General features: G+C 60.6%; 26 protein-coding genes. 10 read left to right on the forward strand and 16 right to left on the reverse strand.

Annotated features, from left to right (window positions below):
- Positions 1-20: 20 nt before the first annotated feature.
- The gene (locus ACR0J5_RS11625; protein WP_480653473.1) at positions 21-1,460 is read right to left on the reverse strand and encodes an aldehyde dehydrogenase family protein; all 1,440 of its coding nucleotides are present in this window, start codon (positions 1,458-1,460) and stop codon (positions 21-23) included.
- A 184-nt stretch (positions 1,461-1,644) separates the two neighbouring features.
- Between ACR0J5_RS11625 and ACR0J5_RS11630 the strand changes: the two genes are divergently transcribed.
- Positions 1,645-2,295 (forward strand): peroxiredoxin, encoded by a 651-nt coding sequence (locus ACR0J5_RS11630; protein WP_170794155.1) that lies wholly within the window; start codon positions 1,645-1,647, stop codon positions 2,293-2,295.
- Positions 2,296-2,365: 70 nt separating this feature from the next.
- Here the strand turns inward: ACR0J5_RS11630 and ACR0J5_RS11635 are convergent, their stop codons facing one another.
- From ACR0J5_RS11635 to ACR0J5_RS11645, 3 genes are all read right to left on the reverse strand, one after another.
- Positions 2,366-3,097: a glycosyltransferase family 25 protein gene (locus ACR0J5_RS11635; RefSeq protein WP_480653475.1), complete on the reverse strand. Its 732-nt coding sequence runs from the start codon at positions 3,095-3,097 to the stop codon at positions 2,366-2,368.
- Between the two features lie 69 nt (positions 3,098-3,166).
- Positions 3,167-3,856, reverse strand: coding sequence for an outer membrane protein (locus ACR0J5_RS11640; protein ID WP_480653477.1), 690 nt, complete (start codon positions 3,854-3,856; stop codon positions 3,167-3,169).
- A 141-nt stretch (positions 3,857-3,997) separates the two neighbouring features.
- Positions 3,998-4,474, reverse strand: a complete 477-nt coding sequence (locus ACR0J5_RS11645) for a PACE efflux transporter (RefSeq protein ID WP_480653479.1) — start codon at positions 4,472-4,474, stop codon at positions 3,998-4,000.
- A gap of 249 nt (positions 4,475-4,723) precedes the next feature.
- On the opposite strand from ACR0J5_RS11645, the gene ACR0J5_RS11650 reads away from it, so the two are divergent.
- The gene (locus ACR0J5_RS11650) at positions 4,724-5,359 is read left to right on the forward strand and encodes a DUF1326 domain-containing protein (RefSeq protein ID WP_480653481.1); all 636 of its coding nucleotides are present in this window, start codon (positions 4,724-4,726) and stop codon (positions 5,357-5,359) included.
- Positions 5,360-5,543: 184 nt separating this feature from the next.
- Positions 5,544-6,269 carry an ImmA/IrrE family metallo-endopeptidase gene (locus tag ACR0J5_RS11655; RefSeq protein ID WP_480653482.1) on the forward strand — a complete coding sequence of 242 codons (726 nt, stop codon included), beginning with the start codon at positions 5,544-5,546 and terminating at the stop codon, positions 6,267-6,269.
- Between the two features lie 57 nt (positions 6,270-6,326).
- Here ACR0J5_RS11655 and pnp read toward each other — a convergent pair whose 3' ends face one another.
- The 8 genes from pnp to rbfA all read right to left on the reverse strand — a co-directional run bounded on the left by pnp (position 6,327) and on the right by rbfA (position 13,884).
- Positions 6,327-8,474 carry a polyribonucleotide nucleotidyltransferase gene (gene pnp, locus ACR0J5_RS11660; protein ID WP_480653484.1) on the reverse strand — a complete coding sequence of 716 codons (2,148 nt, stop codon included), beginning with the start codon at positions 8,472-8,474 and terminating at the stop codon, positions 6,327-6,329.
- Between the two features lie 199 nt (positions 8,475-8,673).
- Positions 8,674-9,555: a hypothetical protein gene (locus ACR0J5_RS11665; RefSeq protein WP_480653486.1), complete on the reverse strand. Its 882-nt coding sequence runs from the start codon at positions 9,553-9,555 to the stop codon at positions 8,674-8,676.
- Positions 9,556-9,717: 162 nt separating this feature from the next.
- The gene (gene rpsO, locus ACR0J5_RS11670) at positions 9,718-9,987 is read right to left on the reverse strand and encodes a 30S ribosomal protein S15 (RefSeq protein ID WP_068336567.1); all 270 of its coding nucleotides are present in this window, start codon (positions 9,985-9,987) and stop codon (positions 9,718-9,720) included.
- A gap of 145 nt (positions 9,988-10,132) precedes the next feature.
- A complete protein-coding gene (locus tag ACR0J5_RS11675; protein ID WP_480653488.1) occupies positions 10,133-11,170 on the reverse strand; it encodes a calcium-binding protein in 1,038 nt (345 codons plus the stop codon).
- A gap of 94 nt (positions 11,171-11,264) precedes the next feature.
- Positions 11,265-11,768, reverse strand: coding sequence for a DUF1643 domain-containing protein (locus ACR0J5_RS11680; RefSeq protein ID WP_480653489.1), 504 nt, complete (start codon positions 11,766-11,768; stop codon positions 11,265-11,267).
- Between the two features lie 20 nt (positions 11,769-11,788).
- The gene (truB, locus tag ACR0J5_RS11685) at positions 11,789-12,694 is read right to left on the reverse strand and encodes a tRNA pseudouridine(55) synthase TruB (RefSeq protein WP_480653491.1); all 906 of its coding nucleotides are present in this window, start codon (positions 12,692-12,694) and stop codon (positions 11,789-11,791) included.
- Positions 12,695-12,748: 54 nt separating this feature from the next.
- Positions 12,749-13,492, reverse strand: coding sequence for a phosphodiester glycosidase family protein (locus ACR0J5_RS11690; protein WP_480653493.1), 744 nt, complete (start codon positions 13,490-13,492; stop codon positions 12,749-12,751).
- A complete protein-coding gene (gene rbfA / locus ACR0J5_RS11695; RefSeq protein WP_170401134.1) occupies positions 13,489-13,884 on the reverse strand; it encodes a 30S ribosome-binding factor RbfA in 396 nt (131 codons plus the stop codon). Before rbfA ends, ACR0J5_RS11690 begins: the two co-directional genes overlap by 4 nt.
- A 91-nt stretch (positions 13,885-13,975) precedes the next feature.
- Here rbfA and dapB point away from each other — a divergent pair, with 91 nt between their 5' ends.
- Positions 13,976-14,785 (forward strand): 4-hydroxy-tetrahydrodipicolinate reductase, encoded by an 810-nt coding sequence (gene dapB / locus ACR0J5_RS11700; protein ID WP_480653496.1) that lies wholly within the window; start codon positions 13,976-13,978, stop codon positions 14,783-14,785.
- Between the two features lie 6 nt (positions 14,786-14,791).
- Here the strand turns inward: dapB and ACR0J5_RS11705 are convergent, their stop codons facing one another.
- The 3 genes from ACR0J5_RS11705 to tmpA form a co-directional block, all read right to left on the reverse strand.
- The gene (locus ACR0J5_RS11705; protein ID WP_480653498.1) at positions 14,792-15,643 is read right to left on the reverse strand and encodes a hypothetical protein; all 852 of its coding nucleotides are present in this window, start codon (positions 15,641-15,643) and stop codon (positions 14,792-14,794) included.
- Positions 15,644-15,720: 77 nt separating this feature from the next.
- The gene (tmpB, locus tag ACR0J5_RS11710) at positions 15,721-16,311 is read right to left on the reverse strand and encodes a (R)-1-hydroxy-2-trimethylaminoethylphosphonate oxygenase (RefSeq protein WP_480653500.1); all 591 of its coding nucleotides are present in this window, start codon (positions 16,309-16,311) and stop codon (positions 15,721-15,723) included.
- On the reverse strand, positions 16,308-17,444 hold the full coding sequence (tmpA, locus tag ACR0J5_RS11715; RefSeq protein ID WP_480653502.1) for a 2-trimethylaminoethylphosphonate dioxygenase: 1,137 nt from the start codon (positions 17,442-17,444) through the stop codon (positions 16,308-16,310). Before tmpA ends, tmpB begins: the two co-directional genes overlap by 4 nt.
- A 99-nt stretch (positions 17,445-17,543) precedes the next feature.
- Here tmpA and ACR0J5_RS11720 point away from each other — a divergent pair, with 99 nt between their 5' ends.
- Complete coding sequence (locus ACR0J5_RS11720; RefSeq protein WP_480653504.1) at positions 17,544-18,398, forward strand: LysR family transcriptional regulator; 855 nt, start codon at positions 17,544-17,546, stop codon at positions 18,396-18,398.
- Between the two features lie 4 nt (positions 18,399-18,402).
- Here the strand turns inward: ACR0J5_RS11720 and ACR0J5_RS11725 are convergent, their stop codons facing one another.
- On the reverse strand, positions 18,403-18,585 hold the full coding sequence (locus ACR0J5_RS11725) for a DUF1674 domain-containing protein (RefSeq protein ID WP_480653506.1): 183 nt from the start codon (positions 18,583-18,585) through the stop codon (positions 18,403-18,405).
- Positions 18,586-18,674: 89 nt separating this feature from the next.
- On the opposite strand from ACR0J5_RS11725, the gene ACR0J5_RS11730 reads away from it, so the two are divergent.
- The 5 genes from ACR0J5_RS11730 (at position 18,675) to ACR0J5_RS11750 (ending at position 24,412) form a co-directional block, all read left to right on the forward strand.
- Positions 18,675-19,931: an RsmB/NOP family class I SAM-dependent RNA methyltransferase gene (locus ACR0J5_RS11730; protein WP_480653508.1), complete on the forward strand. Its 1,257-nt coding sequence runs from the start codon at positions 18,675-18,677 to the stop codon at positions 19,929-19,931.
- A gap of 90 nt (positions 19,932-20,021) precedes the next feature.
- Positions 20,022-21,761 (forward strand): heparinase II/III family protein, encoded by a 1,740-nt coding sequence (locus ACR0J5_RS11735; RefSeq protein ID WP_480653510.1) that lies wholly within the window; start codon positions 20,022-20,024, stop codon positions 21,759-21,761.
- 22 nt (positions 21,762-21,783) lie between these two features.
- A complete protein-coding gene (gene purH, locus ACR0J5_RS11740) occupies positions 21,784-23,373 on the forward strand; it encodes a bifunctional phosphoribosylaminoimidazolecarboxamide formyltransferase/IMP cyclohydrolase (protein WP_480653512.1) in 1,590 nt (529 codons plus the stop codon).
- Positions 23,373-23,843, forward strand: a complete 471-nt coding sequence (gene lspA / locus ACR0J5_RS11745; protein WP_480653514.1) for a signal peptidase II — start codon at positions 23,373-23,375, stop codon at positions 23,841-23,843. Before purH ends, lspA begins: the two co-directional genes overlap by 1 nt.
- A 50-nt stretch (positions 23,844-23,893) precedes the next feature.
- Positions 23,894-24,412, forward strand: a complete 519-nt coding sequence (locus ACR0J5_RS11750) for a DUF3035 domain-containing protein (RefSeq protein WP_480653516.1) — start codon at positions 23,894-23,896, stop codon at positions 24,410-24,412.
- Positions 24,413-24,482: the final 70 nt, after the last annotated feature.

Below are 24,482 nucleotides of genomic sequence, written 5' to 3' on the forward strand. Positions count from 1 at the left end.
CCGCTGAGTTACACCAAAGGTTATTCGGCTGCCCAGCCACCAACGGCCTTGACCTCAAGGAAGTCTTCCAACCCCCAAACGCCGCCTTCGCGCCCGTTACCTGATTGCTTCATCCCACCGAACGGCGATCCTGCCGAACGTGACTTGCCGTTCATCTCCACCATGCCCGAGCGCAACACCCGCGCCATGCGGTTGGCGCGGTCGCCATCTTGTGTCTGGACATAGTTGGTCAGGCCATAGGGCGTGTCATTGGCGATTTCGACGGCCTCTTCCTCGGTATCAAACGGGATCATGGTCAGGACCGGGCCAAAGATTTCCTCGCGCGCGATGGTCATCTGGTTGTTGGCATCGGCAAAGACGGTGGGGCGCACGTAATAGCCTTTGTTCAGGCCCTCGGGTCGTCCTGTGCCACCTGCGACCAGACGCGCGCCCTCATCAATGCCTTTCTGGATCAGGTCCTGAATTTTCGTCCACTGGACCTCATTCACCACGGGGCCAATATGGCGGCCTTCCTCCATCGCGGGGCCGACCGAGACGTTGCTGGCCACCTCGGCCGCGGTTTCGACCGCCTTGTCATAGATCGGGCGCTGCACCAGCATCCGGCTGGGTGCGTTGCAGCTTTGGCCGGTGTTGTTCATCATGTGCAACACACCGCGTTTGACGGCCTTTTCATCCGCATCAGCAAAGATCACATTCGCACCCTTGCCGCCCAGTTCCAGATGCACTTTCTTCAAGGTATCGGCCGCAGCCTTGGAAATCGCGGTCCCCGCACGGGTTGAGCCTGTAAAGCTGACCATATCCACATCCGGGTGCGCCGACAGTTGCGAGCCGACACCCACGCCATCGCCATTCACAAGGTTGAACACACCGGGCGGGAAGCCTGCCTCATCCATCATCTCGGCAAAGATCATCGCGTTCAGCGGGCTTTGCTCGGACGGTTTCAGCACCATGGTGCAGCCCGCTATCGCAGCCGCGCCGACCTTGAGCGTGATCTGGTTCATCGGCCAGTTCCACGGCGTGATTAGGGCGGCGACGCCCACCGCTTCGTGAATGATACGGTCATTGGGGGCGTGATCGCCCAGGGGGCGTTCGAATTCGAACGCTTTGGCGGCGCGGATGAAGTTCTTCAGGTGATAGATACCTGCGCCCGACTGCGCGCTGCGCGACAGGTCCAAAGGTGCGCCCATTTCCATCGACATCGCTTGGGCCAGATCCTCGGACCGGGTCTGGTAGATTTCGGCAAGCCTTTCCACCAGCGCGATACGGTCTTCAACCGGGGTCGCCATCCAGCCGGGCAGGGCCGCCTTGGCCGCAGCCACCGCCGCGTCGGTATCGGCCTGCGCGCCCAGAGAAATCACCGCGCAGGGTTCCTCGGTCGAGGGGTCTATGACATTGCAATCATTGATGCTTGTGGGCGGAACCCACTGGCCGTTTATATAGAATTCGCGTTTTTCGATCATGGCGCATCCTCCTGATCCTGCAGCCTGATACCTGTGTATCGGCGCCACTGTGTCACTGGTCCCGAAAGGGAGCAAGGAGATATATGATCAAATATTTTCGCGTGCCGGGACGGTTTAACAATTGCGCAAAGTGTTTAGGTTGGCTGCAACCGACTCGGGTTTTTCACAGGAAAGGAGATTCTCCATGGGTTTGCGCATCAACGATACGGTTCCGAATTTCACCGCAGAAACGGATCAGGGCACCATTCAGTTCCACGACTGGATCGGGGACAGCTGGGCCATTCTGTTTTCGCATCCCAAGGATTTTACCCCTGTTTGCACCACCGAGTTTTCCGCCGTTGCCCAGTTGAATGACGAATGGGCCGCGCGGGGGACCAAAGTGATCGGTGTGTCGGTCGATGGTGTTGAGGACCACAAGAAGTGGAAGAAAGATATCGAAGCCTATGGCAATGCCAATCCCGGCTTCCCGATCATCGCGGATGATGGGCTGGCTGTCTCCAAGGCATTCGACATGCTGCCTGCCGAAGCCTACCTGCCCGATGGCCGGACCCCGGCGGACAGTGCCACCGTGCGGTCGGTCTTTATCATCGGACCCGACAAACAGCTGAAGCTGTCGATGACCTATCCAATGACCGTGGGCCGGAACTTTGCCGAGATCCTGCGCGCGTTGGACGGGTTGCAGATGTCTGCCAAGGGTGTGGCGACGCCTGCGAACTGGGTGCCGGGTGAGGATGTGATCATTCCACCTGCGGTGTCAAACGAAGATGCCAAAGCCAAGTTTGGTGAGTTCGAGACGATCTTTCCCTATCTGCGCAAGACCAAGGCGCCGTCGTAAGGGCGGGTTGGGTCAGGGGGGCTGTCTGCCCCCCATCGCGCCATAGGCGCGATTCCCCCCGAGGATATTTTTAGACAGATGAAGCAGGCGGGCGCTGGGGGTGCAGTTGGAGCTTTGCCCGGTAGGCCGCGCGTTTGAATTCGCGTGTCAGCTTGTCTGAGACCGGTGGTTTGACCTGAATGGTCGAGCCTCCGATTTCGCGGGCCACTTCCTGATTTCCGCTGCCCAGCAGGGCGTGGATGGGTTGGCCGGTCAGCCAGTGCATTTGCATGAAGGTGTCTACGGGCCGGTCGATTTGTTCCGTGGCGGCCAGCAAACGGTTGGCGGCGCGCCGTCCCACCAACTGACACACACATTGCAGGCCAATCACCTTGGGCAGGATCAGGCGCAGCCCGTCCTGTTCCGCCAGCGTCTGCACGGGCGTTTCGCGTTGTTTCACCGGGATGCGGATATAGTGGTCGGGGGTGGCGATGGGCTCTAGCATTTCTAACACCTGGGCCATTCGATCCGGGTCGATGCGCAGGTCATCCTCGGTTATGATTGCCAGATCGATCTCTTCCTCGACCAGTTTGCGCCACAGGCGGCGGTGGCTTTCAAACACCCCGATTTCAGCCGGGCGCAGGGCAAACGGGTAATGCGGTTTGTGCAAGTCGCCGGGATGGAGGTTCACATGGCTGACCTGGCTGGGGTCTTTGCCATTTACGGCCTCGAACAATTCGGCATTGGGCAAATCGGCGCAGAGCTTGTCAGCATTGGGGCGCCGGGCCGTGCTGGAGGACATATGGATGATGAACGAATGCATGTTCCCGTGCATAGAACACGGGAACATGGGGGGGAAGAGTAACCCGATAAAAACTGGCCAATCGGCAGCTTAGAACCCGTAACGCAGACCGACATTGACGCTGAACACGTCGATATCGTCCTCCACGGTGCCGGTCGATGCGCCATTTGGGGCAAAGCGTTCGGCCGAGACGTCAAAGGCGCGGGAATAGCGGGTGTCCAGCGTCAGCGCGACATTCTGATCGATCTCATAGGCGACACCGGCGATGACCTGTGCGGCAAAGCTGGTGTCACTGTCGTCAATATTCACGCCCGGACCGTATGAGAAATCCAGATCGGAATAGGTCGCACCGATGCCCAGACCCACATAGGGGGTGAAGGCCCCGGCCTGGTTGAAATCGACCAGCACATTGGCAAAGAGCGAGGTCTGGGTCACATCGCCGGACACATTGACCTCGGGCGCGGGGCCGTTGCCGGAAAAGCTGACGCCATCCACGTCGCTGTCGCGATAGGACAGTTCCAGTTCGACGCGCGTGGTGAACTGATCATTGGACCATTGCGGAATCTCGGTGCCGACCGCAACACCCAGCCCAAAGCCCGAGTCAAAATCCGTATCGACCGACTCGGACGATCCGTTGATCGTGCCGCTGAAATCGGTGTCCTGCAATTGGCTGTAGCCCGCGAAGCCCTGAATATACAGACCATCTGAAAGGCTTTGCGCGGCCAGCCCGGATGCGCTGATCGTCAGGGCCGCTGAGGCCAGAATAAGACGCTTAACCATAACCATGTCCTCTGTTCCAAGTTTGGTATGACGCTCATGTGGGCATCTGACGGGCGAAAGAAAGGCGCTGAAGTCTCACTTTGCGTCACAGGTTTTTGGACGGGCGTGAAGGGGGATCGGCGCGTCAGGGATTTTGGTGCGTCAGCTGGCTGGAGCGGGGGTGGTTCGGCTGGATTGGAACGCGATGGGATCGGGGGATTGAACCGGGCGGAACCGATCATAAACGATATGAAAAACATAGGTATAGGCCGAATAGGTCAGGGTCAGGCCAAGGTTGAACAACAGCGCCTCTTTCACGCCGTGGCCACCCGCAAAGATCAGCAACGGACAGGTGATCATGACGGCTGTGACCTCATGCAAGACCGCGTGAACGATGCGCAACCGGTGCGGGCGTGCGCAGGCCAATCTGCAGGTCCGGTTCCGCTCGATCAGATCGAACAGGGTGTTGAAAATAGGGGTCCAGATCAGAATGGCCATTGAGAGCAGGGCGATCAACGCAAACCCATGCGCCATCGACGCCCCCGCGACATAGGCATAGACAGGTGAGACGCAGGCGATCCCGATCAGCTCAAAACAGCTGGTCTGAATGACACGTTCCTTCAAGGTTCTGAGTGTCATTGTCTGCCCCTTCGCGCCCGTGGAACGGCTGGGATGCCGTTTTGATTGTTTCTTTTTTGCAAACTGTCATACTTGGAGAAGCATGACTGTGAACAAGACCACAGTGGCCGCGGGGGCGTCGCACGATCAGCAAAGACCTGTGCTGGTTCGTGATTTGGACGAATTGTGGTAAGGTCGCGTTGGCAAGTTAGGATACAGGCAGGCCGCAACAGCATCGGGCATTCAGACTGTGGGACACAGGAGATGACGATGGAATTTACAGATTGGTATTTGGAAGGTGAGGCATTCGGGAACTGCAATTGCGGATATGCGTGCCCCTGCCAGTTTGAGGAATTACCGACCCACGGGCATTGCCGTGGGTTCGAGGTTCTTGAGGTCTCGAAAGGGCATTTTGCCGACACCGACCTGAAGGGAACCAAAGCCGCGTTGATCTATGCCTGGCCCGGCCCGATTTTTGAGGGCGGGGGCGAGATGCAGGTGATCATCGACCCGGCCGCCTCGGACGCGCAGCGCGCGGCGCTGGAAAAGGTCTTTCATGGTGAAGAGACCGAAGAAATGGCGACTCATTGGTATGTCTTCCGTGCCATGTGCAAAACCGTGCATGACACCCTGTACCTGCCCATCGATTTCGAAATGGACATGGAGGAGCGCACCGCCCGTGTGGACATCGGCGAAGTGCTACGCTCAACCGGTGAGCCCATACAGGCCCCGCATGGTGGTGGCCCCCACCGCGTGCGGATCGACATCCCCGGCGGGATTGAATTCACGCTGGCCGAGATTGGCAGTGCCTCAACCAAGGCAGATGCGGCGATCAAACTGGATTTGACCGACAGTTACGGCCAATGGCACGTGATGAAACACGGGCCGTCGGGCGTGGCGCAGTAAGGCCGTGAATTGGTCAAGTCCAGATAGCTGAGGTTGATGCTCGCCCAGATTGCCACCGACTGCGACGTTGCTTAGGATTGATGGGAGTTGAACAGGGAAAACCGGGTTGCAAATTGTGTGGAGGCCAGAGCGTCGAAACAGGAAAATAGGAACGAAGCATGCGGGATTCTCCAAGTCCAATGACATGCGCATCCCCAACAGCTGGTTGGACAAGCACGGAAATTATTCGGCTTTCTACGAACGACTTGATGCGCCGCAAGTTACAGAAATCGACATTGGCGACCACAGGCTAACACTGCTTTATGAAACTCCGAGAGAGGGGTTTTGCTATGGCTGTTCGCCGTCTGATGTCGCTCGAATTCTGGCCTCGTCGTCAGACCTTGCCCCAACCTTGCCTGATGTAGTTGCTTTTCGACAGCCAACAAGGAAGCAGAAACAGCAGAATCCAGTTTGGGGACGGTTCGTTTATTTCTCCGAATTCAAAGAACACGAAGGCACGGCCATTGTGCTAGAGGCGCAGGAATTGGGTTCGGCGCTCAAATGGCCGAAACGAATGACGCTTGAGGATCGCATCGAATATCAGAGACTGGTTCAAGACGGGCATGTGTTTATTGAAGACAAGCGCCATTTTGTGGCTGAACTGACCGAAACGGGTGTTCGCAATACTATTTTGTATCGCACCTTGCTGCATGAATTGGGGCATTTGGCCGATTACGTCCAGAAAGTACTGATTGCTTCTATGATGCTTGATCCTGATTCAGAGGTTGCGTCAGAACTTTTCTTTGCCCGGCCGCCTTCTGAACGGGAAGCTTTTGCAAACAGGTTTGCAGAAGAGCTTAGGCAAAATTTGGTACGCGATGGAGAAATACCTTTTGAGCCTGAGCCTTTCCCCGTCGACTCGTTTCCCTGAAATCAAGAAGGCCCCGGCGTTTCCGCCGGGGCCATAGGTCTTTGAAAAAGGCGCAGATTATTCCGCGTCTTCTTTCTTTTCTTTCTTCTCTGGAACGATCTCTTCGCCGGTTTCCTGATCGACCACTTTCATCGACAGGCGCACCTTGCCGCGGTCGTCAAAGCCCAGCAGCTTGACCTTTACTTCCTGACCTTCCTTCAGAACATCCGAAGGATGGTTCAGGCGGCGGTTTTCGATCTGGGACACGTGGACCAGACCGTCGCGCTTGCCAAAGAAGTTCACGAACGCACCGAAGTCGACGATCTTGACCACTTTACCGGTGTAGATCTGACCTTCCTCCGGCTCGGCCACGATCGAATAGATCATGTCATATGCCTTTTGGATAGATTCTCCATCCGGCGAGGCGATCTTGATCACGCCATCGTCGTTGATGTCGACCTTGGCACCCGAAACTTCGACGATTTCGCGGATGACCTTACCGCCCGAACCGATCACTTCGCGGATCTTGTCGGTCGGGATGTTCATGGTCTCGATGCGCGGGGCGTGGACCGAGAATTCGTTGGTCTCGGAGAGCGCCTTGCCCATCTCGCCCAGAATGTGCATCCGGCCGTCCTTGGCTTGCGCCAGGGCTTTCTCCATGATTTCGGGCGTGATGCCCGCCACCTTGATGTCCATCTGCAGCGAGGTGATGCCGTTTTCGGTACCCGCAACCTTGAAGTCCATATCGCCCAGGTGGTCTTCGTCACCCAGAATGTCGGACAGGATGGCATAGTTGCCGTCATCTTCGAGGATCAGGCCCATGGCCACACCGGCAACCGGCGCTTTCAGCGGAACGCCCGCATCCATCATCGACAGCGAACCGCCGCAGACCGACGCCATCGAGGACGATCCGTTGGATTCGGTGATCTCGGACACGATGCGGATCGTGTAGGGGAAGTCAGTTGCCGCAGGAAGAACCGCCTGCAGGGCGCGCCATGCCAGCTTGCCGTGGCCGATCTCACGACGGCCGGGGCCACCCACGCGGCCAACTTCACCCACCGAATAGGGGGGGAAGTTGTAGTGCAACAGGAAGTTCGATTTGAAGTTGCCGTGCAGCGCGTCGATGAACTGCTCATCGTCGCCGGTGCCCAGCGTGGTCACGGCCAGCGCCTGTGTTTCACCACGGGTGAACAGGGCGGAACCGTGGGTCCGGGGCAGCATCGAGGTTTCTGCAACGATCGAACGGATATCTGTGGTCGAACGACCGTCGATCCGCTTGCCGCCTTTGACGACGTCGCCGCGCAGAATGCCGGCTTCCAGCTTTTTCATCGCGGAGCCGAGGTTGCCGTCTTCCAGCTGTTCTTCGGTCAGTGCTTCCTTGATCGCCTCACGGGCAGCGGCGACAGCGGCGGTGCGCTCTTGCTTGTCGGTGATTGCGAAGGCGGCGCGCATCTGCTCTTCACCGGCGGCTTTGACCGCAGCGTACAGGTCCGAATAGTCGGGGGCCTGGAAGTCAAACGGCTCTTTCGCGGCGTCTTCTGCCAGCGAAATGATCAGGTCGATGACCGGCTGGATCTGCTCATGCGCAAAGTTCACCGCGCCCAGCATTTCCGCCTCGGACAGCTCGTAGGCTTCCGATTCAACCATCATCACGGCGTCTTTGGTACCGGCAACAACCAGGTCCAGACGCTGTTCAGGGTTCAGGCGCAGGTCCTGCATGTCATCGACGGTCGGATTCAGGACGTATTCGCCATCCTCGAAACCAACGCGGGCACCGGCGATCGGACCCATGAACGGCGCGCCGGAAATTGTCAGGGCAGCGGAGGCTGCGATCATTGCGACGATGTCGGGGTCGTTGACCAGATCGTGGCTCAGCACGGTGCACATCACCAGAACTTCGTTCTTGAAGCCGTCAACGAACAGCGGGCGGATCGGACGGTCGATCAGACGCGCGGTCAGCGTCTCTTTCTCGGTCGGGCGCGCCTCGCGCTTGAAGAAGCCGCCCGGAACCTTACCGGCGGCATAGTATTTTTCCTGATAGTGGACGGTCAGCGGGAAAAAGTCCTGACCCGGTTTTTGCGCCCGTGCAAAGGTCACGTTTGCCATGACGCTGGTCTCGCCCAGCGTGGCAATCACGCTGCCGTCGGCCTGACGGGCAACCTTGCCGGTTTCCAGTGTCAGCGTCTCTTCGCCCCACTGCATTGATTTCTTTGTTACATCAAACATATGCGTATCCTAGAACGGAGCACTCCCGCCCCTGCGGGTCTCCGGTTTGCATGGCGGCCCCATTGCCGCCGACCCCATTTATCTTCCATTCGAGTGCCGGGGTCAGGGCACAACGTCTCAGATACCCGCGCGCATACATGAGTTTGTGCAAGAAGGGAAGGGGAACCGCATGCGCGGCGCGCAAGGGTACCGGAAAGGTTCAGAAAGACCGCTCACGTGATTTGCGCAGCGATCGAATGTCTTGCGCAGTCTCTTCCTCGGGCGGGGGCGTGACAGTTGGTGCGCCCGTGTCCTCTGATCTCAGAAACGCCAGAGCGGAAACAGACCAGAGCCATGCATTCAGCCAAAGCAATGCACCGCTTGCGGCCAGCCCCTTCAGGATGACCTCAAGATCGAAATTTGGCAAAGTCTGGTCAGTCAGGATCGTGAACACGGACAAGATGACAGGAAGCAGGGCGTAAACAGCGGCAAGTATCCCGAAGTAAATCTGCAGGAAGATTGAAACGAAAAACACGCAGAATAGCGGGATAAAGCTGCGCCCGAACCCGTTGAAGAACGTATGGCTTGGTGCCCGCAGCCCAGCGGATTGCGCGGCGCTTGCCATTGGCACCGCCATGACCGCGTAAAATGCAGCCAGAGCGAAGAGTATGACGATCAGCTTGCTGCCCACGGCGATCAGGGCGAAGGCGACTTGCGTGCTTTCCGCGGCGTTCTGCAGGGCGCTCCACGAGAAAGGCCCCCCGACCTGCCACATGGCGAACAGGATGGCAGAGAGGTTCACAATAAAGGTCAGGCACCATAGCGCGACTGCAAAGAACAGGCCGTACATGACCGAATACAGAATCAATGCTCTGTAATCCGTGCGCCGCCTGTCCCCTTTTGCCTCCAGCGCTGCGCGTATCCCGAACAGGCTGATAAAAGCGTTTGTGATCGGCTCACTGACGAAACCGGCTAGCCCTAGCGTGAAGACGCCCAGAACCATCCATACAACGATTGAGGCAAGGCTGATCGCAAGGATGGGAAGGATCATGCGGGGTGTCACACGGAGCGACAGCACCAATGAGTTCAGGATAAGGAGCATAATACAGGCTTTTGACAAAACTTATAGTTGTGCAAGAAGACACACCGCAACCCAGTGGCAATGTCAACGGTGCGGATCGACCGTTTCGGAAAATACAGTTCGATGGCCCCAAAAAAAACGCCCGCCAAATTGGCGGGCGTCTGAAATGAATGCAAAAAGCGATTAGCGGCGGATGCCCAGCTTTTTGATCAGGTCCTGATAGCGTGCTTCTTCCTTGCCCTTCAGGTAGTCCAGCAGCTTACGGCGCTGGGCAACCATTTTCAGCAGACCGCGACGACCGTGGTTGTCTTTCTTGTGGGTCTTGAAGTGCTCGGTCAGGGTGTTGATGCGCGAGGTCAGGATGGCAACCTGGACTTCTGGCGAACCGGTGTCACCGTCCTTGGTTGCGAATTCTTTCATGACGCGTGCTTTTTCAGCGGCAGTAATCGACATCGGGGTCTCCTTGTAAAAGGTTAAGGGTGATGGCGCAGGCCGGGATGTCGTCCAGCACAGGCCCATGGAGAAAACCACACCGATTCCGGTGCAGATGCGCGCGTATAGGCGGAATTGGGGTGAATGGCAAAGGGATTCTGCGGGGTCAGCCCAACGCGGTCAATTGCGCCAGTTGCGCCTCGGCGATCAGATGGATGTCATCCGCCGTCATCCCTTCGGCCCCCAAAAGCTGTGCCACGTTTTGCCCGTCAACCAGAACATGGGTCAGGTTTTCGTTCTCTTCATCGGGCTCAATCCGAATGTCAGGGTCATCCTGACCATCCCAGGAAACAAACAATTTGTCCTGCCCGGGTTGGAAATCCATCACCGTCACAGCCTCATCCCCGGCCTCGGGGGTTAGGATGATGTCATCGGCATCGTCCCCGCCTGTGACGATGTCACCACTCTCGGCGAGAATCGTGTCTTCACCGGCACCGCCATTCAGGAAATCGGTGGCCGGTGCGCCGTCGCCATCTGCGCCGGTCAAAAGGTCATCACCGTCCCCGCCAAACAGGACATCCTCACCCGCGCCTCCGGCCAATGTGTCGTCGCCATAGCCGCCGTGCAGCGCGTCGTCGCCTTCGCCCCCGGTCAGGGTGTCATCATCCTGCCCACCATAGAGCGTATCGTCCCCGTCCCCGCCATCAAGCTGATCGTCACCGAAATGGCCATAGAGGCGATCCTCGCCATCCTCTCCGGCCAGCTGATCGTCACCATCTTCGCCATGCAGGGTATCGTCGCCCTCACCGCCCTGAAGGGTGTCGACGCCTTCGCCCCCGTACACCACATCATCGCCAGCACCGCCAAGGATCGTGTCATTCCCACCAAAGCCGTTGATCTGATCGTCCCCGTCCTGTCCGGTCAGCAGATCCGTGCCTTCGGACCCTGCAATGACCAGATCGCCTTCGTATTCGGATTCGATTGTTCCGGTGGATGGGCTGTCGTCCCCATCGGTTTCAGCGGAGGTTTCGTCAACGGCCTCAGTGTTTTCGTCAAGGTCGAGGAACTTGCCCTCGGACACCTCATCCACCTGATCGTCCGAGATACCGTCATCCTCAGGCGTGTCTTCGGGAATGAACGCATCGCTCATGGCATAGGCGGCACCGCCGACGGCGGCCAGGCTTAGCAATCCGATCAGAAACATGGGAACCCTCCGTGAACGCACTGCCCCACGGATAAATCTCTCATGCAATCAAGTGTTTGGTCAAAGCCAAGCTGATCTTGTGGTTAACCCTTTGTCACCAGGGCTCGGGTTGCTGGGTATACGCGATATAGAGCGGGTGTTTCGGGTGTCCGGCCTTGCTCAGCCCCAGATGGAACAGCGGCTGGCCGGTGCCCCGCAGCAGGGTTTCAACCGCAGGCCCTCGGTCCAGATGTGCGCCGTGGGTGCCCCATGCGGCGATGACCTGATCGGCCCATTGGACGCCCTCCAGAATGGCCGCGTCATTTGCGGGGCCGACCGGATCGGCAGCGGCCCGCATCTTTCGCGGGTCGGTGTCGCGCCACGCAAAGATGTTGGTCACCTGAAACGCGCCGAACCCCAGCGCCCGTGCACGGCGTTCGCAGCGTTCGACTGTGGGGTCATTCTGCACCTCGGTCGCGGTCGAGGGGTTCAGCATCACAAACAGCGCCTTGCGCCCGTCCGGGTCCCAGACCCGGGTCAGGCTATAGCGATACTTTTCGCAATCGGAATAGACGGCGGTCGAGGGCGCATCGCCCTTGGTATGCGTTCGGGTGATCATGCCCCCGCCTAACACGGAGTTCAGGTGACGAACACCCGGCTGGGATGCAATTCGCCCGATTTATATATGCCCACCGCCACGGCCTTGCCATCCAGCGAGGCCCATGCCTCGTCGCCATATTCAACGTCTGAGGCCAGCACCATGCCCGGATTGCCGTTGCGCAGGCGGGTGGCGCCCTCAGCGGTGCATTTCAGCTCGGGCAGGTCGGCGAGGCCGGTTTCCAGCGGGTGCAGGTAGTCGTCCAATGCCTCGGTCTTGGCCATCTCGTCGATCTGTTCGATCGACAGCCCGTCTTCGACCTCGAACGGGCCTGACCAGATGCGGCGTAGTTCTTTCACATGGCCATGGCATCCCAGCGCCGCGCCCAGATCGCGGGCGATGGAGCGGACATACCCACCTTTGCCGCAGGTCATTTCCAGTACCACGTGATCGTCATCCGGGCGGTCCACAAGGATCAGTTCCTCAACCCACAGGGGGCGGGCGGACAGCTCCACATCCTCGCCGTCGCGGGCCAGCTTATACGCGCGCTGGCCGTCGATCTTCACGGCGGAGAATTTGGGCGGCACCTGCATGATGTCGCCCAAAAACGGGGTCAGCGCCTGTTTGATATCGTCATCCGAAGGGCGCGCATCGCTGGAGGCGATCACCTCGCCCTCGGCATCGTCGGTGTTGGTGGCCTGACCCAGACGCACGGTGAAGGTGTAGGCTTTCAGCGCATCGGTGATATAGGGAACCGTCTTGGTCGCCTCACCCAGTGCAACGGCCAGAACGCCGGTTGCCTCGGGGTCCAGCGTACCTGCATGGCCCGCCTTTTTCGCATCCATTGCCCAACGCACTTTGTTGACCACGGAGGTCGAGGTCATGCCCGCAGGCTTGTCCACCACCAGCCAACCGGAAATGTCGCGGCCCTTGCGTTTGCGTCCCATGTCTTACCTTGCCTTTTGCTGAGGCGCGCGGGTTAACGGATCACGTGGGCACTGTCAATTTGCGGGCGCGTCTTCGACCACGCCCACGATCGGCCCCAGCGAGAACCCGATATCCGAACGGCCCCCGGCCCGGTCATACATGCGGGAAATATTCCCATCGAAGAACAGCGCATTGGGTGTTTTCAGCACGTCCCGAAACAGGCTGCCGAATTCGTGGAAGGTAACGTAGTCCTCGGAAATCGCGAACACCGCGCGGGTGCCATCATCGCTGGTCCCCACCCCGTTGCGCACAAACAGCGAGGTTGAATCGGGTAGAAAGCGGGGGTGCAATTCCCCGTCGATCACCAGCATGGGGCCGGATTGGGTGGCAAAGCGGCAGTCGGGCGCCTGATCGACATAGTCGAGCGTCTCGAACACATCGGCGCGGCCGTCGCGGATGCAGAACACGCCATTGGGCAGCAGGCCGAAATTGCCGGGGCCGGGGTTCGAGATCACGCGCATCTGCTCTTGCCCGTCCTCGACATAATGGCCCACGGGCGAACGGTCGTCGTGATACATGCCCGCGTTCATCGCAAAGGCCAGACGTTCGCCACCAGGGGCCAGCGCCTCATTCACCGAGGAAAAATGACCCAGCAGATCGCCATTGTCGTCGTTCAGAAACAGGCGCAGGTCTTCGTTTGCGGCGCCCACCTCGCAAACAGTATAGCGTTTGTCCTGATGGGAGACCTTCTCACAGCTCACCGCACCAGCCTGCGCGGCCCACAGGAGCGCGCAAAATGTGGCCAGTGTGCGGATCACTCGTCCAAATCGCGGCGCACCGCGTCCTGTTCGAACATGCGGCGGGTGTCGTCCAGACGGTCGAACGTGTCATCCAGACGGAACCGCAGATCGGGCGAAAATTTCAGGTTCAGCTTCTTGCCGATCACGCGCCGCAGCTCACCTTTGTTTCGGGCCAGCAGGTCGATCACATCCTCTTGCCCCTTGCCGCCTAAGGGCAGCACATAGGCGGTGGCGATCTTCAGATCGGGCGAGGTGCGCACCTCACCCACGGTTATCGACATGCGGTTCAGGTCGGGGTCGTGGACATCTCCGCGCGCCAGAACCTCGGACAGGGTGCGGCGGATCAGTTCGCCGACGCGCAGCTGTCGTTGGGACGGGCCGGGGCCATCGTGGAATTTGTTCTTTGCCATGTCTTCGATCTAAGCCCAAATCCCGCCTTTGCCAAGCGGGCGCGAACCGGGTAGGAGGCTTTGAGCCGACTAACGCGAAAGGACCAGCACAATGACCCATATTCCGGGGATCGTCATCACAGGGGCTTCGGGCCGTATGGGGCAGATGCTGATCAAGACCGTGACTGACAGCGATCAGGCGCGTCTGGTCGGCGTGGTTGAACGCGCGGGCCATGACTGGATCGGTCAGGATGTGGGTACGGCCATGGGCGGTCAGGCGCTGGGCGTCACAGTCACCGACGACCCGCTTGAGGCATTTGCGCAGGCGCAGGCCGTGATCGATTTCACCGCGCCTGAGGCAACGCTGGAATTCGCGGCACTGGCCGCGCAGGCACGTTGTGTGCATGTGATCGGCACCACCGGCATGACGGATGAACAGATTGCCGCGTTGGAGCCCGCATCCCGCCACGCTGTGATCGTCCGCGCTGGCAATATGAGCCTTGGGGTCAACCTGCTGGTGCAGCTGACCAAAAAAGTTGCCGCCGCGCTGGATGAAGATTTCGATATCGAAATCATCGAAGGCCACCACCACCACAAGGTCGACGCGCCCTCGGGCACGGCCTTGATGCTGGGCGAAGCTGCCGCCGAAGGGCGTGGCGTCAATCTGGCGGATGTGTCCGACAGGGCGCGCGACGGCATCACCGGCGCGCGCCAACGGGGCAATATCGGCTTCCACGCCATTCGCGGCGGAGACATCGTGGGCGAGCACGACGTCCTGTTCGCCGCGCCGGGTGAGCGCATTGTCCTGCGCCATCTGGCCACCGACCGGGCCATCTTTGCCCGCGGCGCGCTTAAGGCGGCGCTGTGGGGGCAGGGCAAAGCCCCCGGTCAATATGACATGGTGGATGTGCTGGGGCTGTAGGCGCGCTTAGCGGAATGCTGCCAGACCGGGCGGCTCTGCCCCATTTTGCTCAGCTTGCGCAAACAAAGCGTCTAACCGCTGATCCCATGACGGGAATTGTCCGGTCAGGGCATAGGTCAGCCGTTCAGCCCCCATGGAAATGCCCAGAGGCGCGGCCTTGCCATCGATGACGATCTCGCCAATCTCGGTCCAGTTGGCCGAGGGGGGATAGGACGTAGGCGCGGGTTCATCCGTGTCCCCGACGCGATAATAGACGCCCATCGTGACCAGATAGTCCTCACCAAACGGATCGGGAAAAAAGAACCCGGACGCGTCACGGGCGGCCAGGGCTTCGGCCTCATTCCGCAACAGAACCTTTTGCGCAAAAGGCAGGTTCAGGTCATCCAGAACAGGGCGCATCCCATCGGATTGCGGTACGCTGACAAAGGCAAGGCGCGCCGGGTCGAGGCCAAGCTCTTGCGTCAGAATCCGTATCATCAGGCGCGTTGTCATCTGACCATCTGCATCGCCTGCCGGATGGCACCCGACTTCGTGAAACAGCGGAAGGACATCCGGGCGGGATCTTTCGGCAACGTCTCCGACGCGGGCCAGCGGCTGAACCACATAGTGCCCGATCTGCAAGCTGGATTGATCGAAATCGTGGCGCAGCCCGCCGTTGTAGTCGGCGTCGCCCGACGCCAGGGGCAAAGGCGTCGTCTCAGTAAAGCCAAGCGCGGCAAAGACTGCGCCAAGACGGTTTAGTGTTTCGGCAAATGCGTCCTCGAACCCGTCGTTGCGAGCAAGGGCGATGCCGGGCAGCAACGTGCCTGCCGCTGCTGCCGAGCCCAGTTTTACAACCGCGCGCCTATCCAGTTCCATGCAAGCCTCCACATAGCTTCATGTGGAAAGTATCGCAGAACTTCACGGTTTAGGTGAAGGAATTCTGAATTCCGCGATCAGCCCTGTCCCAGATGCCGGTCGACCATACGCTGCACCATCGGCGCGAAATGCGCAAAATCCGGGGTTTCCATATCGGCGCGCTTGCCGGCCTCATCCAGATATCGGACCTGAATGATCTCTTTCAGGTTCGGGTTGGATTCGAATTCGGCCACCTCTTCGGGGCTCATGGGGCCGCCCTGCAATTCCAATGTGTGGACCGAGGCAGCGGACAGGCGGTTGAAATACTCAGGCTTGGTGGCGCACAGATACCGTTTGGCCGCCACATGATAGCGGCAGCAATCGGTGATGACCGAGGGGAAGAACTGTTCCAGCACTTCCGCGCCTGCGTCTTCGTGGTGGCGGTCCTCGGTGTCGTCAGGGTGATAGGTGCCGAACTCGGACGTAAAGTGCCCGATGTCATGCAGCAGGGCGCCGACGATGATTTCCTCGGGCTGGCCGTTTTGTTCGGCGATGGTGGCGCCTTGCAGCATGTGTTCGGCCATTGTGACGGGCTCGCCCAGATATTCCTCACCGCCGCGGCGGTCGAAGATATCAGCAATAAAGGCCACGATATTGTCGCGGTTCAGGGTCGAAAAATCGGGTTTCATTCCGCCGCCTCCGGCTGTGCCATCTCCATCGCCGCCAGCGTCGACAGCAGCCCGTCCTTGTCGGCGTAGCACCCTTGCAACCAGCGCGAGCCTGCGCCGGAATATCCCAGCCGTGCATGCAGGACGCGGGTGTTGTCGACGATAAAGCTTTCACCCGGTTCCAGTTTGAACGACACGCCCATGGCCGGGTCATCGATGATTGCACCCAGTTGGCGATAGGCGGCGTAATAGGCTTCCATCTGGTCAAAGGGGATGTCGACGAAGGGCGCGGACGAGCGGTTGTTGAAGCGGATGCCGATCAGCTCACCATCGGGGGACAGTTCGATCATCGGGCGGCGTGATCGCAGGCAGACCCCGTCCGAGCCTTTATATTCGAACCGGGCCGGGAACCCGGCCAGCAGGGCAAAGCCCGCGGGGTTCTGATCGCGCAGTTTTTCGGCGGCGCGGAAGCCGTCAACCACGATGGAATCGCCGCCCTCGGCGCTGTTCTCCAGGCAGTACAGAATTTGCAGCGTCGGTACCGGATCGCGATAGGGATTGTCGGTATGGGCCTGCAAACCCAAGCCGGTATAGGCGAGGTTGGTGGGGTTCACCTCGGTCCGGACCTCGAAATAGGGGCCATAGTTTGTCTCGCGCACATAGCCGAACAGATCAGCCACCTGCAGCAGCGATTCCGGCTTAGTCGGGCCGCCCGTCAGCTTGGCAAAGCCATACTCGGCCACCGCAGCCAGCCAATCGCGCTTGGCGGCGGGGGTGGCGTGCACGGCGGCCCAGTCACCGCTGGGCGCGTCGATGCCGCGTTCCCAGGTGGTAATGCCGGGGCCGGTGCGGCCCGTTTTTTCAGCGTGGCCGCAGTCATAGATGTGATCGGCCAGCCAGTCGGCGGGGAAGGTCACGGTTTTGTCTTCAGGCTGAAAGGTGACGCTTAGATCGCCATTCAGAACTTCGGCCGCGCTGACCGAGACATCGGCGGGAATGTCGCCGATGGTGATCAGGCGCTGACCATTGCCCGGCGCGCGGGTGTCGGGGTCCAGCGCGTTGTCGCGCAGCCAGATGGCGTGAAAGCGGGCTTGGGCGCCATCGGAAAATTCGACAGTCACGATCTGGGGCGTGTGGGTGGCGGTGCGCAGCATGGGGTCTCTCCTGTTCGGCGCGGGCTATGGTTGAGGAAATACGCGCCCCGTGGCATCACCACAATTAAACCTTATTGCGACTGAGGGTTGGAAAAACTTATGGCTAAGAAAAAGATTGGCCTGCCGCCGCTGGACTGGTTGCGCGTGTTCGAGGCCGCCGGGCGGCTGGGCGGGTTTTCTGCCGCAGCCAAGGAATTCGGTCTGACGCAGGCGGCGGTCAGTCAGCGGATCGCAAACCTTGAGGCATGGCTGGGCCGGACGTTGTTTGTGCGCGAGGCACGCGGTGTGTCGCTGACGGTCGCAGGCGAAAGCTATTTGCCGTTGGTGCAGGACAGTTTGCAGGCGCTGGAACGCAATACCGAAGACCTGTTCGGCAAATCCCCGCGTGAGCTGCGCGTGGCCGCGCTGTCGTCAAGCATTCATGCACTGGTTCTTCCGGCGATTCCCCGGTTTCAGCAGATGCGCCCCAAGGTGCGGGTGGTGACGGATTCGGTGGCGCGGCGGTCCTCGCTGGATGAGGAACGGACATGGCTGCAAATCCGCTATGGGCGCGGCACGTGGCCGGGGCGGGACGCAGAGCTGATCGCACCCGAGGTTCTGGTGCCCATGGCCGCGCCGGGCGTGGAGTGGGGTGCCCCCCTGATCGATCTGCGGGGGGAGAGGCCCGGCTGGCGCGACTGGGTGCGCAAGACCGGCCATGACGACATGCCGCCTTCGGTGATCAGTTTCGATTCTATGGAACATGCCATTTCGGCTGCACGGCAGGGATTGGGTGTCGTTTTGGGGTCGGAACCCTTGGCCAATGCCGATTTGCAGGCGGGGCGCTTGCACCGGCTGAACCTGCCCGCGCTGAACACCAAAGACGGCTATTGGCTGACATGGCCCGAGGATCGGGCGGCGTCCAAAAAGCAGCGCGCATTGATCGCGGATTTCCTGCAGGCGCTGCGGGGCTGAGCGATCAGAAATCGATCGCGATGCCCTTCTTTTCCCAATCGCCATAGCGGGCGGGGTCGGGGCCATCACGACCGCCCAGTTCCTTGGGCATCTCTTTCGCTTCGGCCTCGGCCTTGCGGCGACGGTCCTCGGCCTCGGCCAGGGCGCGCTGGGCGGCGGGCGGCAGGTCTGTGCGGTCGTCACTCATGAGATCGGGTTCCTTTCCGTTCCATGGCTTGATATACGCCCCCGTCCGCGTTTGGCAATGCGGGCGAGGGTCACACAAAAGGCGGTTCCATGTCCGACAACGCAACAGCGGCGCGACGCAGCGCGATCTATCTGCTGGATCAGATTCTGGGCGAAGGGCGGCTTTTGCCTGAATGTCTGGCCGCAGGGGCGCTGGACCGGCTGGACCGCGAAGACCGCGCCCGCGCACAACGCCTGACGCTGGAAACCCTGCGCGGGTTGGAGCGTGCTGACCGTCTGCTGGACAACCACTTGAAACGGACACCTGACCTGACCGTCCTCAACGCCCTGCGCCTTGGCGCGGTGGAACTGTGCCACGGAGAGGCCGCTCATGGCGTTGTCAATTCCATGGTCGAAATCGTGGGCCGGTCGCGCAAGCATGGCCGCCTTAAGGGGCTGGTGAACGCGGTGCTGCGCAAGGTGGCTGCCGAAGGGCCTGACGCGTGGCCCAAGATGCGCGTGCCCCGTCTGCCCGAATGGTTGCGCGAACCTTTGACCATGGCATGGGGACCAGAGGCCGTCTCGGGTATGGAGCAAGCGCATTTCGCAGGCGCGCCGCTGGACATCACCACAAAACCCAACGCAAACGGTCCCGGAGAAAAACTGCCCACCGGATCGCGGCGGGTGCAGGATGCGGGGCAGGTCTCGGCCCTGCCGGGCTTTGAAGCGGGCGATTGGTGGGTGCAGGACGCGGCAGCGGCGGTTCCGGTTCGGGTGCTGGCCCCTCAGGCGGGTGAAACCGTGTTGGACCTGTGCGCTGCACCGGGGGGCAAGACCTTGCAACTGGCCGCAGCCGGGGCGCAGGTCACGGCGCTGGATATATCAGAGTCGCGGCTGGACCGGGTGCGCGAGAATCTGGCGCGCACTGGCCTCAAGGCCGAGGTCATCGCGGGTGACGCGCTGGATCATCAGGGCCAATACGACGCCATCCTGCTGGACGCGCCCTGTTCGGCCACCGGCACCATCCGCCGTCACCCGGACCTGCCCTTTGCCAAAGACGGCTCGGAATTCGGCGGGCTGATCGAGTTGCAGACGCAGATGCTGGCCCATGCGTGGACCCTGCTGAAACCCGGCGGGCGGCTGGTCTATTGCACCTGTTCCCTGCTGCCGGATGAGGGCGAAGTGCAGATCGAAGAGGCGCTGGGCATGTTTCCCGACATGCTTGTGAACCGCGATGCGCTGAACATCGCCGGGATCGACCCGAACTGGATCACTGAAGAAGGCGGGCTGCGCCTGCGGCCGGATTATTGGGCGGATCGCGGCGGGATGGACGGGTTCTATGTGGCCTGCCTGAACAAATCTGCCTGACGCGTCGCTTTTCGGTGACTTGACGATCCGTGCGGTCTATCGTTGGGTCTCAGGCGCCAGCAGAGCGCAAGGGGCAGTGTAACGAGCGTCATGTCAAACCACGAGACCATGAGCAACCGGTGGAAACGGTTCCAGAACCGTCTGTTTGCGCGGCTGAGCCAGCGGCGCAAGGCGGTTGCGGGGTTTGTGGTCGAGCCCGAACCGCGCACGGTCGGCTCATTCGCGCGCGGGCGGCAATTGGTTGCGGGCAATCTGTTATTCGCAGGCTATCTGGTCGAGGCGCAGGATACAGGCCTGTGGGATGTCGCGGCCCCCAGCACCGGGTTTGACAATGAACGTCACGGCTTTGCCTGGCTGGATGATCTGGCCGCCGTGGGCGACATGCGTGCCCGCGACAAGGCGCAGCGCTGGGTCTGGGGCTGGATCGACGCGCATGGCCGCGGGCAAGGGCCCGGATGGGCACCGGATCTGACCGGCCGGCGGGTGATGCGCTGGATCAACCATTCCGTCTTCCTGCTGCGTGGTATGGATGACACGCAGAGCAAACTGTTTTTCCGCTCGCTGGCACAACAGACATGGTTCCTGTCCAAACGCTGGCATGCCGCCACGCCGGGCCTGCCCCGGTTTGAGGCGCTGGCCGGGCTGGTGCAGGCGGGGCTGGCGCTGAAAGGGTTGGAGCAGGTGGCCGACCCGGCCCTGCGGGCGCTGGCTAGGGAATGCGAAAAGCAGATCGACGCACAAGGCGGGCTTTCGACCCGCAACCCCGAGGAATTGCTGGACGTGTTCACGCTGCTCTCGTGGACCTCAGCTGCGCTGAGCCAGCAGGGGCGGGGAACTCCGGCGGCGCAGGCCGACGCGATCAAGCGGATGGCCCCCACATTGCGCAGCCTGCGCCATGCCGATGGCGCGCTGGCCCGGTTTCATGGCGGAGGGCGCGGTATCGAAGGGCGGCTGGATCAGGCGCTGGCCCAAAGCGGGGTGCGTGCGCAACATGCCACCGGTCTAGCGATGGGTTTTGCACGGCTTTACGCAGGCCGGACCAGCGTCATCGTGGATGCCAGCGCGCCGCCCAAGGGTGCGGCTTCGCATAACGCCCATGCCTCGACCCTTGCGTTTGAGCTGACATCCGGGCGGCGGCCCTTGATCGTGAATTGCGGCTCGGGCGAAAGTTTCGGGTCGGAATGGCGGCGGGCCGGACGGGCCACACCTTCGCATTCGACCCTGTGTCTTGACGGCTATTCCAGCGCCCGGCTGGCCCCGGCCGGTCATGGCAGCGAGGCCGAGGCGCTGGTCGATGCGCCCAAAGACGTGCCCGTGGATACCGAAGAAGCGTTCGAAGGCAGCCGTTTCATGGTTGGCCATGATGGCTATACCAAAACCTTTGGCCTGACCCATGCCCGCACGTTTGAGCTGCGCTTTGACGGGCGCGAGCTGACAGGCGAGGACATCCTGCTGACGGCTACCGACAAGGCCAAGCGGCAGTTTGACAAGGCGATGGATGCCTCGGGGCTGAAAGGCGTGGGCTTTGACGTGCGTTTTCATCTGCACCCCGATGTGGATGCAGCCATCGATCTGGGCGGCGCGGCGGTGTCGATGGCGCTCAAAAGCGGTGAGATCTGGGTTTTCCGCCATGATGGTGTGGGAAAGTTGTCCGTGGAACCAAGCGTTTATCTGGAAAAAACCCGATTAAAGCCGCGCGCGACAAAACAGATCGTTCTATCCGGGCGCGCAATGGAGTATGCGACGCGCATCCAGTGGACGTTGAGCAAGGCGCAGGATACAGCCTATGCCGTGCGCGACCTGCACCGGGACGAGCCCGATTTCGACTGACGCCAAAAGGACCTTTGGACCCATGACCGATTTTCACCCCGTGCGCCGCGCGTTGCTTTCCGTATCCGACAAGACCGGATTGATAGACCTCGGCAAGGCACTGGCCGAGCGCGGCGTTGAGCTGTTGTCGACCGGCGGCACGGCACGCGCGCTGCGTGATGCGGGGCTTGCGGTGAAGGATGTCAGCGAGGTCACGGGTTTTCCCGAGATGATGGATGGCCGGGTGAAAACCCTGCATCCGATGGTGCATGGTGGCCTGCTGGCGTTGCGTGACAATGACACCCATGTGGCCGCAATGAATGAACATGGCATCGATGCGATTGATCTGCTGGTGGTGAACCTCTACCCGTTCGAGGCGACCGTGGCCAAGGGTGCCGACTATGACGAATGCGTCGAGAATATCGACATCGGCGGCCCCGCGATGATCCGCGCTGCGGCCAAGAACCATGCGTTTGTGAACGTGGTCGTGGATGTCGAAGATTATGAAAAACTGCTGGGTGATATGGACCAGCACAACGGTGCGACCTGCCCGAAATTCCGTCGCAAACTGGCGCAAAAAGCCTACGCCCGCACCGCAGCCTATGACACCGCCGTGTCCAACTGGCTGGCCGATGCGCTGGAGCTTGAGGCCCCCAAGCGCCGCGCCTTTGCCGGTGAGCTGAAACAGACCCTGCGCTATGGCGAGAACAGTCACCAGACGGCGGCTTTTTATACCGACGGCACCAATCGCCCCGGCGTGGCGACTGCTGTGCAGCATCAGGGCAAGGAACTGAGCTATAACAACATCAACGACACCGATGCCGCGTTCGAGCTGGTGGCCGAATTCGACCCTGCGCAAGGCGCGGCCTGTGCCATCATCAAGCACGCCAACCCCTGCGGTGTGGCGACGGGTGATACGCTGATCGAGGCTTACAAGGCGGCATTCGACTGCGACCGCACCTCGGCCTTTGGCGGGATCGTGGCGCTGAACCAGCCCTTGGACGCGGAAACCGCGCAGGAAATCACCGGGATTTTCACCGAAGTGGTGATCGCCCCCGGTGCCTCGGATGAGGCCAAGGCGATCTTTGCCGCCAAGAAGAACCTGCGCCTGCTGACGACCGAAGGGCTGCCGGATGTGACCGCAGGCGGCAAGACCGTTCGGCAAGTGGCCGGTGGCCTGTTGGTGCAGGACAAGGACAATGGCTTTGTCGGCATGGACGATCTGAAGGTTGTGACCAAAAAGGCCCCGACCGAGGAGCAGATGCGCGACCTGCTGTTTGCGTGGAAAGTGGCGAAACACGTCAAGTCCAACGCCATCGTCTACGTCAAAGATGGCGCAACCGTGGGCGTGGGTGCAGGGCAGATGAGCCGCGTGGATTCGGCCTTGATCGCGGCCAAAAAAGCCGAACGCATGGCCGATGCGCTGGGGCTGCCGCAACCGCTGACCATCGGCTCGGCCGTGGCATCGGACGCGTTCTTCCCCTTCCCCGACGGTCTGATGGAAGCCGCTGAGGCGGGCGCGACCTGCGTCATTCAGCCCGGTGGCTCAATGCGCGATGACGAAGTGATCGCGGCGGCGGATGAGGCCGGGCTTGCCATGGTCTTCACCGGCATGCGCCACTTCCGCCACTGATGCGGTACCGTCTTCTGCTCTGGGCCGCGCTTGTGGCGTTTGCGATCGACCAGATCAGTAAGTATCTGGTCGTTCACGTCATGCGCGTGGCCGAGGGCGATATCGACGTGCTGCCGCCCCTGCTGGTGTTCAAATACGGTGAGAATCGCGGCATCAATTTCGGCCTGTTCCAAGGCGATACCGATGCGGCCCGTTGGGTCTTGATCGGGATATCGCTGGCCATTTCAGCGGGTGTTCTGATCTGGCTGCTACGGTCCGCGCCATCCAAACTGATGCAGTTCTGCGGCGGGCTGTTGATCGGCGGAGCGCTGGCAAATGTGCTGGACCGGGTGCTTTACGGCTATGTGCTGGATTTCCTGAATATGTCCTGCTGCGGCATCAACAATCCGTTCGTGTTCAACCTTGCGGATGTGTTCATCTTTGCCGGTGCCATCGGACTTGTGTTGTTCGAGGGCAAAAAGCCCTCGTGACGCGCCTTGGGAAATGCGATAAAAGCGCCTGAAACAGGCTGGAGACTCTGATGCGGTTGCCGCGTTCCATATTTGCTGTGACATTGGCCTTTGCGGCTGCGGGTTGTTCCGATATCGGTCTGCGCCATCTTCAGGCCCCCGGCGATGGCCCCGATGAATTCTCGGTGATGCCGGTGCGCCCGCTGACCCAGCCCGCGGATTATCAGTTCCTGCCCGCCCCAACGCCGGGTGGCGCGAATCTGACGGACCCCAATCCCAAGGCTGATGCAATTGTCGCGCTGGGCGGCAGTGAGGCGGCGCTGAACGCAAATGCTGCCATCCCCTCGGGCGATGCGGCGCTTGTGACCGCGTCCAGCCGCTATGGCGTGCCGTCGAATACCCGTCAGGTTGTGGATGCCGAGGACGCCGAGTTCCGCCGCAAGCAGGGCCGTCTGACCCGCCTGCGCCTGTTCAACGTGGATCGCTATTCGCAGGTTTATCAGCGTCAATCGCTGGATGCCGCGCAACAGAACGAAGCGGCGCGACGTGCGGGGATTGAGACGCCATCGGCGCCCCCGGCTGATGAATAAACTTTAACTTTCCGTCATCGGCCTTGAACCTGCGCAGGACCACCGTAGTTTATCTTCATTAAACGAAACG

Source organism: Ruegeria sp. BE1 (assembly GCF_056538885.1).